At 49.5% G+C, this 18082-nt stretch carries 14 protein-coding genes; 12 read left to right on the top strand and 2 right to left on the bottom strand.

The window, feature by feature from the left end; genetic code table 11:
* Positions 1-117: 117 nt before the first annotated feature.
* From J7E85_RS17865 to J7E85_RS17835, 7 genes are all read left to right on the top strand, one after another.
* Positions 118-1635, top strand: a complete 1518-nt coding sequence (locus J7E85_RS17865) for a carboxypeptidase M32 (RefSeq protein ID WP_215160034.1) — start codon at positions 118-120, stop codon at positions 1633-1635.
* Between the two features lie 173 nt (positions 1636-1808).
* On the top strand, positions 1809-2813 hold the full coding sequence (locus J7E85_RS17860; protein WP_215160032.1) for an ABC transporter substrate-binding protein: 1005 nt from the start codon (positions 1809-1811) through the stop codon (positions 2811-2813).
* 41 nt (positions 2814-2854) lie between these two features.
* Entirely contained in the window at positions 2855-3628 is a 774-nt protein-coding gene (locus J7E85_RS17855) for an ABC transporter ATP-binding protein (RefSeq protein ID WP_076321120.1), read from the top strand.
* 5 nt (positions 3629-3633) lie between these two features.
* The gene (locus J7E85_RS17850) at positions 3634-4464 is read left to right on the top strand and encodes an ABC transporter permease (protein WP_215160031.1); all 831 of its coding nucleotides are present in this window, start codon (positions 3634-3636) and stop codon (positions 4462-4464) included.
* Positions 4465-4927: 463 nt separating this feature from the next.
* A complete protein-coding gene (locus J7E85_RS17845; RefSeq protein WP_215160029.1) occupies positions 4928-6148 on the top strand; it encodes an MFS transporter in 1221 nt (406 codons plus the stop codon).
* Positions 6149-6410: 262 nt separating this feature from the next.
* A complete protein-coding gene (locus J7E85_RS17840; RefSeq protein WP_215160027.1) occupies positions 6411-7391 on the top strand; it encodes a GNAT family N-acetyltransferase in 981 nt (326 codons plus the stop codon).
* A gap of 31 nt (positions 7392-7422) precedes the next feature.
* The gene (locus J7E85_RS17835) at positions 7423-8067 is read left to right on the top strand and encodes an MBL fold metallo-hydrolase (protein ID WP_215160025.1); all 645 of its coding nucleotides are present in this window, start codon (positions 7423-7425) and stop codon (positions 8065-8067) included.
* Between the two features lie 238 nt (positions 8068-8305).
* Here the strand turns inward: J7E85_RS17835 and scfB are convergent, their stop codons facing one another.
* A complete protein-coding gene (gene scfB / locus J7E85_RS17830; RefSeq protein WP_215160022.1) occupies positions 8306-9685 on the bottom strand; it encodes a thioether cross-link-forming SCIFF peptide maturase in 1380 nt (459 codons plus the stop codon).
* 103 nt (positions 9686-9788) lie between these two features.
* Entirely contained in the window at positions 9789-9938 is a 150-nt protein-coding gene (scfA, locus tag J7E85_RS17825) for a six-cysteine ranthipeptide SCIFF (protein WP_076321126.1), read from the bottom strand.
* Positions 9939-10185: 247 nt separating this feature from the next.
* Here scfA and J7E85_RS17820 point away from each other — a divergent pair, with 247 nt between their 5' ends.
* From J7E85_RS17820 to mutL, 5 genes are all read left to right on the top strand, one after another.
* The gene (locus J7E85_RS17820; protein ID WP_215160021.1) at positions 10186-11166 is read left to right on the top strand and encodes an aromatic acid exporter family protein; all 981 of its coding nucleotides are present in this window, start codon (positions 10186-10188) and stop codon (positions 11164-11166) included.
* A 128-nt stretch (positions 11167-11294) separates the two neighbouring features.
* Positions 11295-11861, top strand: a complete 567-nt coding sequence (locus J7E85_RS17815) for an outer spore coat protein CotE (protein ID WP_215160019.1) — start codon at positions 11295-11297, stop codon at positions 11859-11861.
* 107 nt (positions 11862-11968) lie between these two features.
* On the top strand, positions 11969-13225 hold the full coding sequence (locus J7E85_RS17810; RefSeq protein ID WP_215160017.1) for a putative amidoligase domain-containing protein: 1257 nt from the start codon (positions 11969-11971) through the stop codon (positions 13223-13225).
* Between the two features lie 60 nt (positions 13226-13285).
* Positions 13286-16054 carry a DNA mismatch repair protein MutS gene (gene mutS / locus J7E85_RS17805; RefSeq protein ID WP_215160015.1) on the top strand — a complete coding sequence of 923 codons (2769 nt, stop codon included), beginning with the start codon at positions 13286-13288 and terminating at the stop codon, positions 16052-16054.
* A gap of 37 nt (positions 16055-16091) precedes the next feature.
* A complete protein-coding gene (gene mutL / locus J7E85_RS17800) occupies positions 16092-18077 on the top strand; it encodes a DNA mismatch repair endonuclease MutL (protein WP_215160145.1) in 1986 nt (661 codons plus the stop codon).
* Positions 18078-18082: the final 5 nt, after the last annotated feature.

Below are 18082 nucleotides of genomic sequence, written 5' to 3'. Positions count from 1 at the left end.
ACTCCTTTATATGTATATTGTTATTTATTCTTTCTGGAAGTTGATTATATACCTTGTAAAAAGTATCATCAATAGAGTATAGAAGAATCCTATTATAAAAAAAGAAGGTGTGCCGGAATGGCAGTACAACATTTACCAAAATGGGAACAATTTGATCGATTGGTTCGCAAAATCATGAGTTATTACGAAGCTATTGGCCTACTTCATTGGGATTTACGGACGGGTGCTCCACGCAAGGGAACCGAAATTCGTTCGGAAACGATCGGGGTTCTATCCACAGAGGCATTTAAGCTGCAAATATCGGAAGAGATGGGTCAGCTGTTATCATTTTTTGCGGAGCCGAAACAGGCAGAACAGCTGGATGATCGCAAACGCCGCATGATTGCGGAAGCCCGCAAGGTGTACGATCAGAGCAAATCCATCCCGCCTGAACGCTTCCGGGAGTATTCCATTCTCGCCGCCCAATCGGAAACGAAGTGGGAGGAAGCGAAGAAGAACAGCGATTTTGAAGGTTTCAAACCTTACTTAACGAAGATTGTTGCGTTCAAGCAAGAGTTTATTGAATATTGGGGCGTGAAAAATACCAGATACGACACACTCCTTGACATGTACGAGCCGGATTTAACGGTGGAAAAGGTGGATGCCATCTTCGACCGTCTGAAAGCGCGTCTGGTACCGCTAGTTCATGCGATCCAGGAATCGCCCTTCAAGCCGAAAACGGACTTCTTGAAACAGCTGTTTCCGAAAGAACAGCAGGAGAAATTCAGCTTGTTCCTGCTGGAGCAAATGGGCTACGACTTTGAAGCGGGACGTTTGGACGAGAGCGTGCACCCGTTTGCGACGGGCCTGAACCCGGGAGATGTGCGCATTACGACCATGTATCTTCCGGATGATGTGTTAAGTGCGGTATTCAGCTCTTTGCATGAGGGAGGGCATGCCCTTTACGAGCAAAATATCGATAAGGAGCTTGCAGGTACGCCGCTCTCCGGTGGTACCTCGATGGGCATCCATGAATCTCAATCGCGTCTGTGGGAAAATATGATTGGTCGCAGCCGTCCATTCTGGCGCCGTTATTTCGCGGATCTGCAGCAGCATTTCCCTGAACAATTGCAGGACGTGGACATCGAGGATTTCTATTTGGCCGCGAATAAGGTAGAGAACTCTCTGATTCGAATTGAGGCGGATGAGCTTACTTATAACCTGCACATCATCATTCGTTATGAGATTGAGAAAATGCTCTTTAACGAAGGGTTGGCGGTGAAGGATCTTCCAGAGACCTGGAACGCGAAGTATAAAGAATACCTCGGCATTATGCCGCCGAACGACGGAATGGGTGTTCTGCAGGACGTTCACTGGTCCGGCGGAGATTTTGGATATTTTGCTTCGTATTCCCTCGGCAACATGTATGCGGCTCAGATGCTTCATACGATGCGCAAAGAACTGCCGAACCTCGACCAGCTCATCGAAGAGGGGAACCTGGCTCCGATCAAGGAATGGCTGACGGACAAGGTTTACAAGTACGGAAAGAGCGAGAAGCCGTCCGAGATTATCGTACGCGTCACCGGAGAAGAACTGAATCCGGACTATCTGGCCGATTATCTCGAAGAGAAGTATAAAGAGATTTACAAACTTTAATTATCACTATAAACGACAAACGCAGCCCAAGTGGCTGCGTTTTTTTTGTAGGTAGGACAGTCCATAATGTCATTCCACATCCGCCAGCACACTCTATCAGGTGTTTAACCTTTGGGCAGGCACATGCATATGCTGAAAAGAAACATTGGGTCAATGGGGAATGGAGGGTTACGATGAAGCGTCAAAAATGGTGGGGGCTGGCGTTAACCATGCTGCTTGTTTGCGGAGTGGCGCTTGCCGGGTGCGGTGGCGGCGGATCGGCTACGAAAGTCAAGATTGGCGAAGTGACGCGCTCGATCTTCTATGCGCCGCAGTATGTCGCATTGGAAAAAGGATTTTTCAAGGTAGAGGGGCTTGATGTCGAGCTGCAGACGACCCCTGGCGGAGACAAAACGATGACGGCCCTGTTGTCGGGAGCCATCGATGTGGCACTTGTCGGCTCGGAAACTTCGATTTATGTGTATCAACAGGGCTCTGAAGATCCGGTCATTAACTTCGGACAGGTGACGCAGACGGACGGGACATTTCTGATGGCAAGAGACGGATCGGGTGCTTTTGACTGGAACAACCTGAAGGGTAAAGTATTCCTCGGTCAGCGTAAAGGCGGAATGCCGCAGATGGCAGGCGAGTTTACCTTGAATAAAAAAGGAATCGATCCGCACGCGGATCTGGAGCTGATTCAAAATATCGATTTTGCGAATATCGCCTCTGCCTATGCATCCGGTACAGGTGAATTTGTTCAGCTCTTTGAGCCGCAGGCATCCATATTTGAAACAGAAGGCCGGGGCAAGGTGGTCGCGTCCTTTGGCGTAGAAAGCGGACGTTTGCCATATACCGTATTCATGACAAAGCAGAGCTATATCGACAAAAACGATGCAACGGTGCAGAAGTTTACGAATGCCCTTTACAAGGCACAGCAATGGGTGCATGCAAGCAGCCCGGAAGACATCGCGGATGCGATCATGCCTTATTTCAAGGATAGCGACCGCGACATCGTGGTGTCCTCCGTTAAACGCTACAAGGAGCAAGGCAGCTATGCAACTGATCCGATCGTGGACGAGGCGGAATGGAACAATCTGCTGGACGTGATGGAGCAAGCCGGGGAACTGAAAGAACGGGTTGCGCCTGACACAATTGTCAACAACAGCTTTGCCGAGAAAGCGAAACAAGCTAAATAATGAAGTACTCCTAATCCATAGAACGAAAGGAGAGAGCACCAATGGTACCGGTAGTTGAATTGAACGATATCGCTCACGCATATGTCACGGATCGGGAAGCCTCTCTGGCTGTGGAAGGAATTCAATTGAAGGTGGAACCGGGGGAGTTCATCAGCCTGGTTGGGCCTAGCGGCTGCGGCAAGACCACCATCTTGTCTGTCATTGCCGGCTTGCTGCAGCCATCCAAAGGAGTCGCCTACGTGAACGGCAAACCGGTAAACGGACCGTCGCCGGAAGTTGGGTACATGCTGCAGCAGGACTATTTATTTCCTTGGCGCACCATTATGGATAACGCCTTGATCGGCTTGGAACTGACGGAGCGATTGAATCCGGAAAGCCGAGGCGTGGTACAGAGTTTGCTCAAGGAGATGGGTCTTGCGGACAGCGGTAATCTCTATCCCGCCCAGCTGTCAGGCGGAATGAGACAACGGGTTGCACTCGTAAGGACCTTGGCGACAGACCCGGGCCTGCTGCTGCTGGATGAACCTTTCTCCGCACTGGATTATCAGACGAAGCTGCAACTTGAGGATCTGATCGTGGAGACCTTGAAGGAGCGGGGGAAAACCGCCATTCTGGTCACCCATGATTTGTCTGAAGCGATTGCGATGAGTGATCGTGTCATTCTCCTGAACCGCAACCCGGGGAGGGTTCACCGCATGTTCAATATTCCCGAGAACATACGCCGGGTGCAGCCTTTTTATGCTCGTAAGGAGCCAGGGTTCAACGAATTGTTTCATGAGATCTGGGGCGAAATGCAAACGATCGGGAAGGAGTGAAGCTTATGACAACAAGGGATGAGCCTTCTGCTTCTTCTTCGAAGGGCTGGCTCCAGGATATTTATGTTCAGCATATGAAGCGAAAGAAAAGCATGCGCACACGCGTGCTGACCGTCCAGCTTAGCTTGCTGCTGCTATTCTTTATCTGGTGGGAAGCGGCAGGCAGATTCAAATGGATAGACGTGCTGCTCTTCAGCTATCCGACCAAAATTTTTGCCAACATATGGGGGAATATGATCAGCGGCGAGTTATGGGGGCACTTGGGGGTCACGGTAGGAGAGACGGTTGTCGGATTCCTGCTCGGCACGCTGGTAGGCACGCTGCTGGCCGTATTTATCTGGTGGTCACCGTTTCTTAACAAGGTTCTGGATCCCTACATGGTTGTGTTCAACAGTATGCCGAAAGTGGCGCTGGGACCCATATTTATCGTGATGTTTGGCGCGGGTTTTACCGCTATTGTCGTCACTACGTTATCCATCACGGTCATCGTGACCACGCTTGTTGTTTACAACAGTTTTCATGAGGTGGATTCCAATCTGATCAAGGTCGTCCGGACCTTTGGCGGAACCAAGCGCCAGGTGTTTCAGCGAGTTATTTTGCCGGCTTCCTATCCGACGATCGTGTCAACGCTTAAGGTCAACGTGGGCATGGCGTGGGTCGGCGTTATCGTCGGGGAATTCCTGGTCGCCAAATCGGGTCTCGGTTACTTGATTATGTACGGCTTTCAGGTATTCAATTTCACGCTTGTGTTGTCGAGTCTGCTCATTATCGCCGTTGTAGCTACAGCTATGTATCAAATGGTGGTATATATAGAAAGGATCCTGATGCGAGGCTAACTGAACTGGGTATTCAACAAGCTGAGAATCTTGCACAATTTCTTACAGGTAAAGATTATGAACTCCTTTATCTTGCCCACCATGAGAAAGGGAAATGCAAAAAAGCGGCGTTAATGGTCTTGGTTGGGGGATACTGTTTAAGAGAGTTATTGTGTACAATTGGAAAGTTTGGAGGTTGACATGTTCTGCACTATTTTGCTAGTATGTATCACGAAATAAATTTTCCTTTAATACAGTCCAGAGAGGCTGAAAAGGGCTACGTGATATTTTTAGGCTAATAATATCTATGTCTTCGCATGCCCTTTTGCCCTCTGTGCAAGAAGGGCTTTTTATTTTGCTTAAGTACCTCTTTTAAAGGGAGTCCTGTGAGGCTTCAAAAGAGAATGGAAAAGTCTTGTGTAATCCATTCCCTCAAACACGCTAAAAGAGAGTTTTATCATCAAGAATTTGGAGGAACGCTAGAATGGATTATCGTAAGAAGACAGTAGTAGCTTCAGTAGCTGGTTTAACGTTGGAAGGAATGGACATTATGTTTGTTTCCTTTGCAATGACAATGATTATTTCAGAATTTAACATTGACTTCGCAACGGGTGGACTGATTTCTTCCATAACGAATATCGGCATGCTGCTAGGCGGTACTATTTTTGGGATTTTAGCTGATAAGTTTGGGCGGGTAAAGGTGTTTGCGAATACCGTCTTGTTGTTTGCAATTGGAACGGCTTTAACGGGATTAGCAGCGAATATTGAACAAGTATATATTTTCAGATTTATCGCAGGTCTTGGCGCAGGGGGTGAATATGGAATTGGTATGGCTCTCGTTGCTGAGGCTTGGCCGAAAAACAAACAAGGAAGAGCTTCCTCGTATGTGAGTGTAGGTGCACAGTACGGAGTTATTTTAGCAGCGTTGCTAAGTGCTGTCATTCTTCCGTTCTTGGGATGGAGAGCTTTATTCTTTGTTGGAGTGGTACCTGTCATTTTCGCCGTTATTGTGCGAAAGAACCTTGAAGAATCTCCAGAGTGGCTGGCTGCCCAAAAAAATAAAGAAACCAACAAACAACATGAAAAAGGCAAGCTGGCTCAACTATTTGAAACGCCTAGAACATCGCTGACAACAATTTCATTGATTATTATGGCAACGGTGCAAATTGCCGGCTACAATGGTTTGATGATTTGGCTGCCATCCATGCTACAGAAATCTCAAGGTTTATCCGTTTCAAGTTCTGCTCTTTGGACCATTAGTACAGCGGTTGGCATGATTATTGGGATGCTAGCGTTCGGCCTGTTTATGGACCGATTTGGTGCAAAGCGTGCTTTTGGCATCTTCTTGCTTGCCTCTGCATGTGCTGTGTTTTTATACTCCTATGCTGCTGGAAGTGTTGCCATTTTAATCGGTGGCGCGATTGTCGGTTTCTTCTCGAATGGCATGTTTGCTGGGTATGGAGCTTTAATTAGCAGCTTCTATCCTGTGCAAATTCGAAGTACGGCGACAAATACGATTTTTAACTTCGGTAGAGCCATTGGAGGGTTTTCGCCAATCTTTGTCGGCTATATTCTTCAAAGTTATGATATGACGGTCGTCATGATCTACTTAGCCGCCTTATATTGTATTTCCCTTATCTTCATGTTGACTCTAAAAAAAGGGCCAAGTGAGGTTTTGCAACCCGTTGAAGTTAAAATAAATTAAAGCATGAAAGAACGAATTCCACACCATAGGGATTCGTTCTTTTTTATGTGCACCCGGCATGGTATGCATATGTACTCCTCTTACCCACCAGATTTATGCGGAGAAGAATTTATCTGTGCTAATTGAAGAACTTCTTAACTTATTTGGCTAGGAAATCGGCTGTGAATTTTTCAATAAATCCATATTTTACCCTGAAAGAAGCCTCGGGGTATGTGATAATGTCTTTGGGATGGGTTAGGAGAACTTGGAGGAAATGAAAGCGATGAAATTTATAATTCGAAAGATGAGAGAGCCCGACGATTATGCTGCGGTTGCGTCGCTGCTCAATACGGTTTGGCCGGAACCGATAACGGCAGAACTTTTGAAGGAAGAGGAGGACCAAATCCCTCCGGGAAAGCTGGATTACAATGAGAAGGGCGAACTGACAGGATGGGATCGTCCCAAATGGGTAGCGGAAGATGAGTCGGGGCAAGTTGTTGCTTACGCTATCGCTTGGAGGGCACCTTGGACGGAGCCGGGTGAATTATTCCTCACCCTTGTCGTACACCCGGAAAGCCGCGGGAACGGGGTAGGCAAGGCGATGTACGATACGCTTCACCAATGGGCGGCAGAGGTTAAAGCCTCTCATCTGACCGTTATTTTGAGAGAAACGGACGCTTCGTCGGCAGCTTTTGCCGAACGTCGCGGTTACATACAGGAGCGCCATATCTTCGAATCCGTTTTGGATCTGGCATCGTTTGACGACGACAACCTGTTTGTTGCGGTTGAAGAGGCAGAGCGGGCCGGAATTCAGTTCATTACATTAGCCGATGAGCCGGGAGAAGACGGGGAAAGAAAGCTCTATGAGCTGTACAAGGTCACGCAGCCGGATATACCGGGTTTTTCCGGCGATTTCCCTTGGTTTGAAGAATGGAAGAAATGGAGCGTTGGACACAGCAGAGTGCGCCCGGAATGGATCCATATCGCCAAGGACGGCGACCGCTACATCGGTGTCGTCACATTGCAACAGAACGAGCAGACGCAGGCGATGTATCATGAATATACAGGCGTTCTGCCGGAGTACCGGGGCCGCCGCATCGCGCTTGCCTTAAAGCTGCTCGGCATTCAAACAGCACGTGCATGCGGAGTCCCTTATTTGAGAACGCATAACGATTCCATGAACATCCCGATGCTTCGAATTAACCGTGATCTTATCGGTTTCCGGGCGGAGCCCGGGAATTACAAGATGGTGCATAAGCTGTAAACATCAACAATTGGAGAAAGAGGAAATAGAAATGGAAATAAAAAAAATCAGGAATAGAAATATTCTGTTTACGTATCGGCAGCCTGCTGGTTGGGATTTAAATGTTCAGCTTATTCTCGGCAATCGGTACAATTACATCATCGATACAGGCTTGGGCTCTGTGAGCATGGAGCCTGTCAAAGAATACATAAAGCATGATACCAAGCCCGTCATCGTCATCAACACCCATTACCATTGGGATCACATCTGGGGAAACAGCTCGTTTCGAAACTGCACGATTATATCTCACACGAACTGCAGGGACATGATCGAGATACATTGGGAAGAGATGATGCAGAAATACGGGCATTTTGTTGACGGTGAAGCCGAAAAACTTCTTCCCGATCTAACTTTCGAACAAGAGATCTACTTTCCCGATGACCAAATAAGAATCATGTATACACCCGGGCATACCGCGGACTCCATCAGCATTATGGATGAATGGGAAAAGGTCATTCATGTAGGCGATAATATCGGTGACTCGATGGAGGAGCTGGTTCCAAGCCTCTATGGTGAAAAAGATGACTATATCAAGACGCTTTTAAAGTATAAAGAAATGGATATGGAACTTTGTGTGTCAGGGCATAATACGGTTACGGAAAAGCAAGTCTTTGACAAAATCCTGGATCTCTTATAAGGGGTTCCACCAACATTTTAACGGAAGTAGACACTAAGTACTATTTAATAGTTATCCAAAAAGCCGGTTTTCCTCTCTAAGGAATCCGGCTTTTCATATTCAATGGACACTTGTACGTTATGTCTAACGAGAATTTATTCATAGCATCTAAGGATGCGGAAAATGCTCATAGCAGTCGACTAGAAGGATGTACTAAATTTGAAATAGCAAAGAGGGGCGAGGCCCCTCTTTCATTCATCTACACTTCACTCTCTTCCATCGCTCGGATTGACTCGGCGACCTTGGCCATCATCGAGCATTCGATCCGTTTGCGGAACACGTCACAACTAAACTCGTAAATTCCTTTGATGGAACCCGTCGCATGCAAAGCATTGGCAGGGCAGCCGCCACTGCAGTAGAGTTTAGCCCAGCACCCCTTACACTCCGGCTTCGTGTAGCAGTTGCTCTCTTGGAATTGGCATTGCAGCTCAGGCCGCGTGATGCCATCCCAGATGTTGCCCATGCTGTACGCTTCATCCCCGACAAACTGGTGGCAAGGGAACAGTTCGCCCCATGGTGTGACAGCGAGATATTCTGTGCCTGATCCACAGCCCGTGATCCGCTTCTGAATGCACGGTCCCTCTGAGAGATCAAGCATGTAATGATAGAAGGTAAACCCTTTGCCATGTTTGCTGCGCTCAATCATTTCCTTGGCGAGAATTTCGTACTGATTGTATATCTCCGGGAGATCCTTCTCGGTAAGCGCATAAGGTTCCCGTGGATCACAGATGACCGGCTCCATCGAGATTTTGTCAAAACCCAGATCTGCGATATGGAAGATGTCGTTGGTGAAGTCGACATTGTTCCGCGTATACGTTCCCCGTACATAGTATTCTTGATCTCCGCGCTTCTGGATGAATTCCTTGAACTTCGGCACGATAGAATCATAGCTGCCCTTACCGGTAACGGTTGTGCGCAGCCGATCATGTACCTCTTTTCTTCCATCCAAGCTCAAGACGACATTGTACATTTCCTGATTTAAAAACTCGGTAACTTCATCGTTGAGCAGCATGCCGTTCGTGGTGAAGGTGAAGCGGAATTTTTTCTTCCATTCCTTCTCTTTGCTTCGTGCGTATTTTACAATCTCTTTGACGACTTTCCAAGCCATAAGCGGTTCCCCGCCGAAAAAGTCCATATCAAGGTTTCGGTGATGGCCAGAATTTTCGAGTAGATAATCGATAGCTCTTTGCCCAACCTCTACGCTCATAATTGCTCGATCACCATTGTATTTCCCTTGGCTGGCAAAGCAATACTCGCACGACAGATTGCAGGTATGTGCGACATTGAGACAGAGCGCCTTTACATACGTTTTACGTGTTTTTAAATGATTAGAAAGGTCCTCGTAGGCATCCTCTGTAAAAAGCTGCTCATTCTTAATAAGTTCCTCGACCGCTGAGATTGTCTCCTGAATGCTCTCTTCTGAATATTGTTTTTCCATCATGAACGCCAGGATTTGTTCGGGTGTCTCATGTTCATAAAGCGCAATAACTTCATATGCCAGGTCATCAACAACATGTACAGAGCCACTATAGGTGTCGATTACGATGTTGTATCCGTTCAGTTGATATTGATGAATCATACTGCGAATCAAGCTCCTTTTTATTACAAATTGCAGGCGGCTATTCAGCAGAAACAACTTCGCCGTCCTTGTAAGGACGGCGGTGAGTTTCTTTGCCCATTTGTTATTTGTTCATTGCGTTCTCACAACGCTGATTAGCTACGCCGCAGGAAGTCTTGCAAGCAGATTGGCAAGATGTCTGGCATGCGCCGCATCCGCCGTGTTTTGCAGTGTCCATCAGTTTGCGTGTGCTTAGTGTTACGATTCTTTTCATCATGAATAACTCCTCTACCATTTCGTGAATTCGAATAAACTCGCTACGTTGAACTATGGTAACAACAACTTGGAATACTCAACAATCAAAAAGGTCACACTAATTGGAAAATCTAATGGTCTAGGCCACCCAGGCATGGTTGTTTATGGCATTAAAATAAGCTAGGATGAAGATACCTTATAATATGTAGTCACATGAAAGGTAACATATATAGTCATCATCAACTCGCCTGGAGGCTCTTCATCACATGGGATTTCGTGTCATCAAAACGGCTGCGGCAAGCCTGCTTGCCATCTTAATTACAGATGCCTTGAACATACCGGGGGCTACGTCCGCCGGTCTTCTTGCAATACTCGGCGTTGACGTCACGCGAAAACGGAGTGTGCGCTCCATCTCGTCCAGATTGTTCGCGTCATTGCTGGGTTTGGTCCTGGCGTGTATTCTATTTTATTTCCTAGGATTTCATTATTGGGTATTGGCTCTATACATATTGCTTGCATTTCCCGCGATTTCAAAGGCGAACTTTAAGGAAGGCATTGTAACCAGCTCGGTCGTGGTGTTTCGGGTGTTTCAGGGGAAAGAGATCGGAATGGACATTTTGCTAACCCAAATTGAACTGTTGATTATCGGTCTCGGATCGGCCATGCTTGTGAACTTGGTTTATATGCCGAACAGCGAGGGAGCGATGATGGAGATTCGCCGGAAGGTGGACGGGCTCTTCTCTGTCATTTTCCATCATTTCTCGCTTACGCTTCGCGATCCCGAACATATATGGGACGGTAAAGAGTTAATTGAGGCTAACCGGCAGATTGAAAGAGGAATTGAGGAAGCGAAGCGGGCATCAGAGAATCAGATGATTCATCCGGACGGCTCCTGGAACATCTATTTTTATATGCGGAAGGAACAGATGGAGAATATCCAGAGCATGATGCATCAAATATCCCAAGTGTACGAGCGGCTTCCTCACGGCCTGCTGACGGCGGAAATATTCGATCAGTTAAGCAAGGATGTCATTGCCGAAGGATATACGGGCAAGTCCGAAGGACTGCTGATTGAGCTGGAGGACAGGTTCAAGGAGATGGAACTGCCGACGACCCGCGAAGAATTCGAGGTCCGGTCCGCCATCCTGCAGTTATGCCATGAGCTGGAATACTATTTGAATATTTCAAAGAAGTATAAGGCACCCACGGCGAAAAAACCGCAGAAGCGCGCGGATTCGGCCGTATAGCTCAGAGATTCGCAAAAAAAAATCTGATATTTTTAGCATCATATGAATTTATTTGGACCACTTCATTCAACATTCGCCCATGTCTTGCATACACATGTATGGAATGATTGTATGGAGGAGGTTCGAAGATGTCATTGAGTCATAAACACCAATGTAGAGAAATCATCACGAAGGCGATCTGCGGCAAGGGTCGTAAATTCTCTACCGTAACACATACCGTGACTCCGCCTAATAATCCGACCAGTATTTTGGGGGCTTGGATTATAAACCATCAATATGAGGCGGTTGCCGCCGGAGACGGAATTGAAGTTATTGGTACTTACGATGTTAACATCTGGTATTCCTATGACAAAAATTCACAGACCGATGTGGCGAAAGAAACGGTATCGTATGTAGAACGCGTGCCTCTTTCTTATCTGGATCCGAAGCATCGTGCATCCACGGTGGAAGTGTCGGCTGAAGCGACACAGGAGCCGAGCTGTGTTGAGGCCAGCGTATCCTCGAATGGCACGAGTGTTATTCTGCGGGTAGAGAGAGAGTACGCGGTGGAGCTAATTGCCGAAACCAAGGTTGTCGTCAAAGTATGCAGCCATCACCATGGCGACTACGAAGACAAAGAATTTGATTACGTCCTGGGAGACGAAGTCGATGATTACCAAGACCTTGATTACGAAGGTCTGGAGGATGAACTGTAAGATAACCCTCCTGTAGGAATGATTCTAATCTTAGCATATGCAGTGAGGGCAGCTTTGCGGAGGGCGGATGCCCTCTTTTTTATTTTTTTTTACAGGGGGATTAGGAGATGGCTCAAATTAAAGTAGAACCAGCTGCTGTAAAAGAATATGTACCATTGAAGGGAGCCGCTGTGCTCCTCGCGCAAGCACGTCTGGTCAGATCCGGGATACCGTGCTCTCTGGGCTTGAGTTCAGTTGAGGAGAAGCATTTCACAGCCAGGTACGCGGTTCATGTCAAGCAGTTGTCCGCAGTCTCGATCCGCTCTTATCACCTTGGCGGCAGCGAAGTGATATTTGAGCCCGATCCCGAGAACGGGAGGTATGAAGATGGCCTGCATCGGAGATTGGAGAAAGCGGCCCTGCGATCACTGTATACGCTGGGTGTGGATGAAGGAGAGGTCATCATCACGGCTCGGCCCGGGCGAAGATACTTAGTCGAGGATGTCCGCATGAAAGCGGGCCGGAATAAAACCGTCATGAGTGCCAAAGGCCAACAGGCGGCAGGTTTTCACGCGCATAACGAAGACAGTGAGTTTCCTTTGACTCCGCAGCTACTCATGGGGATGGATCCCGAATTTGTGCTGATGAAGGATAACGGAGACATTGTGTATGCATCCGAATTTATGGAGCGTGGCGGATCGGTCGGTAGTGACGCCGTTCGTTATCGGGGTGAGGTCATTTACCCCATTGCCGAGCTGAGGCCGTTACCGAGAGCAAAGCCGAAGGAGTTAATGATTGAAATGCAAAGAGCTCTGCGTCAAGCCCAGAGCCTGATTACCGATCATTCACTAACATGGAGGGCAGGAGCTCTGCCTTATGGTGAGTTCCCGTTAGGCGGCCATATTCATTTCAGCGGAGTACCGCTCTCCCTGTCTCTTCTTCAGACCCTGGATAATTATCTGGCTCTGCCGCTGGCGCTGCTGGAAGACCCCAAGGGGCATCTTCGCAGGCCCCGTTATGGTTATCTGGGGGATTTTCGGAGACAGCCGTATGGCGGGTTTGAATACCGTACGCTTCCCAGCTTTCTCGTTTCGCCGCTTGTCGCGAAGGTGTCACTCTATGTTGCCTATCTGGCAGCTCGGTACAGCGACCGCTTGCTAGCGAGGCCATTCAATACGGAACGTTACCATCGCGCCTATTACGAAGGTGACAAGTCCGTGCTTCAAGAATGTATTGCAGGCTGGTACAGGGATTTGTCAGCACTGCCGGAATATTCGGACTTTGCTCGTGAAATCGAACTGGCTCTTGCGCACATGGAGGCGGGGCGTACATGGGATGAGAGCAGAGATATCAGGCCGCTGTGGAATATTCCACTCAAGCCGTGATGCCTTGCGGTCAATTTCTGTTATAATGGAGGTCAAGCTAGAAGGTAATGGAGGTACGTCATGGCTAAATATACGCCGATGATTGAACAATATTTGAAGGTCAAAGAACAAGCGCGCGATGCGTTTCTTTTTTTCCGCTTAGGCGATTTTTACGAAATGTTTTTTGATGATGCGATCCTCGCATCGAAGGAATTGGAGATTACGCTGACCGGCCGCGAAGGCGGCGGTGCAGAGAAAATCCCGATGTGCGGAGTGCCTTATCATTCAGCGGAGGGTTATATCCAGCGGTTGATAGAGAAAGGGTACAAAGTCGCCATCTGCGAACAGATGGAGGATGCTTCGGTCACCAAAGGCATGGTGCGGCGGGAAATCGTCCGGGTCGTCACGCCGGGGACCATCATGGACGGCAAAGTCATGCACGACAAATCGAACAATTACATGGTGTGTGTGACGGAAGCCGGTGGCTTGATGTCTTTATCGGCATGCGATCTGTCAACCGGCGAGCTTTATGTGACATCGGTCCCATCTTCGGAGGAATGGCTGAGGGATGAGATTGGTCTCTATGAACCTTCCGAGATCATAGGGGACACAGCGCTTCTTGATATCATTTCATCTCAGGCTCTTCCAGGCAGCCGCAACATCGTTTATACGGCATGGGATCGTAGGGAGGACGCATTGGTTCGTACCCAATTCGGAGAACCGGCCTGGGCCCGCCTGGAAGAGGAGCGAAGAGCCTGCATATCCCTGCTGATCTCGTATTTAAGCGAGACGCAGAAGCGGTCACTGGGACAGCTGACACAGATTGCTTCCTATGAACCGGGACAATACATGGTTCTGGATCCATTCACCAGACGCAACCTGGAGCTGGTTGAGACAGTTCGTGAGCGTTCAAAGAAAGGTTCGCTCCTGTGGCTTCTGGATCGCACGGAAACCTCGATGGGAGCCAGACTCCTGCGGCGGAGAATCGATAAACCGCTGCTGTCTAGGAGCCGGATTGAAGAGCGGCTGGAGGCTGTCGAGCATTTGTATAACCAGTACATATTGCGTGAAGATCTGCGGATGGCGCTTAAAGAGATATACGATCTGGAACGGTTGGTCGGTCGGATTGCGTTCGGCAGCGCGAACGGACGGGATTTGAACGCGCTCAAGTTGTCATTAAGACAAATTCCTTCCCTGAAAGAGCTGTGTGCCCAGTCGGCTTCCGAGACGCTCCGCCGGGTGGCAGCGGATACGGATATTTGTGACGATTTGTGTGAACTGATCGAGAATGCGATTGTTGATGAACCGCCGGTGTCCGTGCGTGACGGAGGCATCATCAAGCCGGGCTATCACGAGCGGCTGGATGAATTTCGTGAAGCGAGCACCAGCGGCAAACGATGGATCGCGGAGCTGGAAGCGAAGGAACGCGCGGCTACGGGGATCAAGTCGCTGAAGATCGGCTACAACAAGGTGTTTGGCTATTATATCGAGGTGACCAAGTCCAATCTGTCGTCCCTACCGGAAGGCCGGTACGAACGCAAGCAGACGCTGGCGAACGCGGAGCGTTATGTCACACCCGAGCTGAAGGAGAAGGAAGGTCTGATCCTGGAGGCGCAGGAGAAGATGGTGGACTTGGAGTACGCCCTCTTTACCGAGCTCAGGGACAAGCTGAATACCCAAGTGAGCAGGCTGCAGAAGCTCGCTGAGCGGATTGCCGAGATTGACGTCTACCAATCGTTGGCTGCGGTCAGTGCGGAATACCGGTTCGTGAAGCCGGAACTGAGCGAAGGTTATGATTATATCGTTGAAGGCGGTCGTCATCCTGTCGTGGAAGCCGTCATGAAGGATTCATCGTTTATCGCGAACGGAACGGATTTGCGCAAGGACGGCTCCTCGATCCTGCTTATTACCGGTCCGAATATGGCTGGAAAAAGCACGTACATGCGCCAGGTTGCCTTATTATCGATTTTGGCCCAGATGGGCTGTTTTGTCCCGGCAGAGCGTGCGGTTATCCCGCTGGTCGATCGTATCTTTACCCGCATCGGGGCGGCCGACGATCTGATCGGCGGCCAGAGTACCTTCATGGTGGAGATGGCGGATATCCAGGTCATGACGGAAAAAGCAACGCCCCGCAGCCTGATCATCATTGATGAGCTTGGACGCGGTACGTCGACGAGTGAAGGCATGGCAATCGCGCAAGCCGTGATTGAGTATGTGCATGATCATATCGGCTGCAAGGCATTGGTTTCGACGCATTTCCATGAGCTTGCTCATCTTCAAGAAAGCCTTGGCGGTCTCAAAAACTATTCCATGGCGGTTCAGGAAAGCGGAGATAAAGTGCATTTCCTCCGTAAGCTGATCCCTGGGGCGGCCGACAGCAGCTACGGCATTTACTGCGCGAGATTGGCCGGCTTGCCCGGCAGTATCATTGACCGCGCCTATGGGCTGCTGCAGGGCCTGGAGATGGCTTCGCTGGCCGCGGTGGCATCAGAGCAAGGGGCTGTGATGCAGCGCGAGCAGCCAACTGCCGCACCTCCGTCCGATGAAAGACGAAGCGGACCGGAAGCTGTGTATGAGCATCGAGAAGATACAACGCTGTATACTGAAGGCTTGGGCGGTGCTGACCAGAAAGGCGGCGTGGTACAGCTCTCCATTTTTGGCGAGGAGGAAGTGCCTGAATCGAGTGCTAAGCCTGGTAAGGATCAGCACCCGATGCCGCAGGAAGCCTCTCAAGATCCTGCAATCAAGAGCCTCATTGATGCTGTTAAGGGCGCGGACGTGATGAATATGACGCCGCTTCAGGCCATGCAGTTCCTGAATGACCTGAAGCTTCAAGCAAAGGATATGTGATTTAGCATAGGAATGAAATGAAACGGAGGTAGGAATGATGGGGATTATTCGGATTTTGGACGAGCATATTGCAAACCAGATTGCTGCCGGTGAGGTGGTGGAGCGACCTGCCTCCGTTGTGAAGGAGCTAGTTGAGAACGCCATTGATGCCGGGAGCACCAAGATTGACGTAACGGTTGAAGAAGGCGGACTGGACAGCATTCGCGTAACGGATAACGGTGCCGGCATTGATCCGGAGGATTGCGAGACGGCTTTTTATCGTCATGCAACAAGCAAAATCGCTGAAGGCCGCGATTTGTTCCAAATCACCAGTCTTGGATTCAGGGGCGAAGCCCTGCCATCCATTGCGGCTGTATCCAAGGTGCGGCTGGTTACCTCCAATGCTCAGGATGGGCGCGGACGTGTGATCGAGATCGAAGGCGGTCATCTGCGCGTGAACGAAGAGACGGCCGCACCCAGAGGAACGGATTTCCTCGTGAAGGAATTGTTCTTCAATACGCCGGCAAGGCTGAAATATATGAAAACAATCCAAACGGAGCTGGGGCACATATCCGACTATCTGTATCGTCTGGCCCTCTCCCGGCCGGATATTGCCTTTACGCTCAAGCACAATGGAAACTCGCTGCTGCAGACGCTGGGCAACGGCGATCCCCTTCAGGTCATTGCGGCCATATACGGTACTCAATCGGCCAAAGCGATGCTGCCGTTTGAAGCAGAGAATATGGATTATACGTTAAGCGGATATATCAGCCGTCCGGATTATACCCGGGCAAACCGTAACGGCATGTCGCTCATCATTAACGGGCGGTATGTCCGGAACTACGGCTTAATGCAGGCGATTTTGAGAGGTTATCATACGCTGCTGCCGATCAACCGGTTTCCGCTCGTTGTCATTCAACTGTCCATGCACCCCTCGTTGATCGATGTGAATGTGCATCCATCCAAGCTGGAGGTGCGGTTCAGCAAAGAGCAGGAGCTGTTCGCTTTTGTGGAGGAAGAGATTCGCAAGGTGCTGCAGCAGGAAATCCTAATTCCTCGCCCGGCCAAACAAAATATTGGCAAAAGCGACAACGCCTATATCCAGGAACAGCTGCAATTTTCTTCTGCGCAAGGTCGTGCCTCGGCGATCGGCAGCGGTAATGAACGGGATAGCGCGATCCCAGGAAGCGGCGAGCCTTCCACTGGTGGAAACATGCCTCTCCATGCGCCGCCTGCGTCGACATGGCCGGAAGGGCAGGTCTTCACCCAGTCTGAGTCCAATATCAAGCAGACTTATGGGGCCGGAGCAGCAGGAACAGCTGCCACCTCGCAAATGCGTGAAACGGCAGCTTCTTCTTCTTATCGCAGTGATTACCGCAATGAGACCAGGGGGAATGCCGGAATTCCTGCCATAACGAAGGAGTGGCTGCAGGCGGCCTCAGGACCGGCTCCCGAGATTCCGCCATTTCCGGAGCTTACGCTTATCGGCCAGCATCACGGCACCTATCTCATAGCGCAGAATGATACCGGGCTGTACCTGATTGATCAGCATGCCGCGCATGAGCGGATTAACTACGAGTATTACTACGAACAGTTTGGCAACCCGGCAGACGCATCCCAGGAGCTGCTGCTGCCGATTACGCTGGAATTCACGCCCTCGGAATCGGAGAAGGTGAAGGAACGGCTGCATTGGTTTGAGAAGGTTGGCGTTTATATGGAGTTTTTTGGCGGCCATACCTTCCTGGTTCGTTCCCATCCGTTCTGGTTCCCTAAGGGCGACGAGAAGGCCATTATCGAAGAGATGGCTGAATGGGTGCTGAGCGAACGTAATATCGATATCGCCAAGCTGAGAGAAACCTCGTCAATCATGTGTTCCTGCAAGGCTTCCATCAAAGCCAATCAGAAGCTGACGGAGCAGGAGGCGATGACGCTGATACAGCGTTTAGGCACCTGCCGGCAGCCATACACATGTCCGCATGGACGACCGATCGTGGTTTCGTTCTCAGCTTATGATTTGGAGAAAATGTTTAAGCGCGTGATGTAACAGCA

The sequence above is a fragment of the Paenibacillus sp. ISL-20 genome (assembly GCF_018613005.1).
Lineage (GTDB): Bacteria > Bacillota > Bacilli > Paenibacillales > Paenibacillaceae > Paenibacillus_AQ.
This window is presented reverse-complemented; position numbering and strand designations above follow the sequence as displayed.

Excerpts from the sequence above, each read along its gene's own strand:
- J7E85_RS17865 (WP_215160034.1), top strand. The coding sequence starts at position 118 with ATGGCAGTACAACATTTACCAAAATGGGAACAATTTGATCGATTGGTT.
- J7E85_RS17860 (WP_215160032.1), top strand. The coding sequence starts at position 1,809 with ATGAAGCGTCAAAAATGGTGGGGGCTGGCGTTAACCATGCTGCTTGTT.
- J7E85_RS17855 (WP_076321120.1), top strand. The coding sequence starts at position 2,855 with ATGGTACCGGTAGTTGAATTGAACGATATCGCTCACGCATATGTCACG.
- J7E85_RS17850 (WP_215160031.1), top strand. The coding sequence starts at position 3,634 with ATGACAACAAGGGATGAGCCTTCTGCTTCTTCTTCGAAGGGCTGGCTC.
- J7E85_RS17845 (WP_215160029.1), top strand. The coding sequence starts at position 4,928 with ATGGATTATCGTAAGAAGACAGTAGTAGCTTCAGTAGCTGGTTTAACG.
- J7E85_RS17840 (WP_215160027.1), top strand. The coding sequence starts at position 6,411 with ATGAAATTTATAATTCGAAAGATGAGAGAGCCCGACGATTATGCTGCG.
- J7E85_RS17835 (WP_215160025.1), top strand. The coding sequence starts at position 7,423 with ATGGAAATAAAAAAAATCAGGAATAGAAATATTCTGTTTACGTATCGG.
- scfB (WP_215160022.1), bottom strand. The coding sequence starts at position 9,685 with ATGATTCATCAATATCAACTGAACGGATACAACATCGTAATCGACACC.
- scfA (WP_076321126.1), bottom strand. The coding sequence starts at position 9,938 with ATGAAAAGAATCGTAACACTAAGCACACGCAAACTGATGGACACTGCA.
- J7E85_RS17820 (WP_215160021.1), top strand. The coding sequence starts at position 10,186 with ATGGGATTTCGTGTCATCAAAACGGCTGCGGCAAGCCTGCTTGCCATC.
- J7E85_RS17815 (WP_215160019.1), top strand. The coding sequence starts at position 11,295 with ATGTCATTGAGTCATAAACACCAATGTAGAGAAATCATCACGAAGGCG.
- J7E85_RS17810 (WP_215160017.1), top strand. The coding sequence starts at position 11,969 with ATGGCTCAAATTAAAGTAGAACCAGCTGCTGTAAAAGAATATGTACCA.
- mutS (WP_215160015.1), top strand. The coding sequence starts at position 13,286 with ATGGCTAAATATACGCCGATGATTGAACAATATTTGAAGGTCAAAGAA.
- mutL (WP_215160145.1), top strand. The coding sequence starts at position 16,092 with ATGGGGATTATTCGGATTTTGGACGAGCATATTGCAAACCAGATTGCT.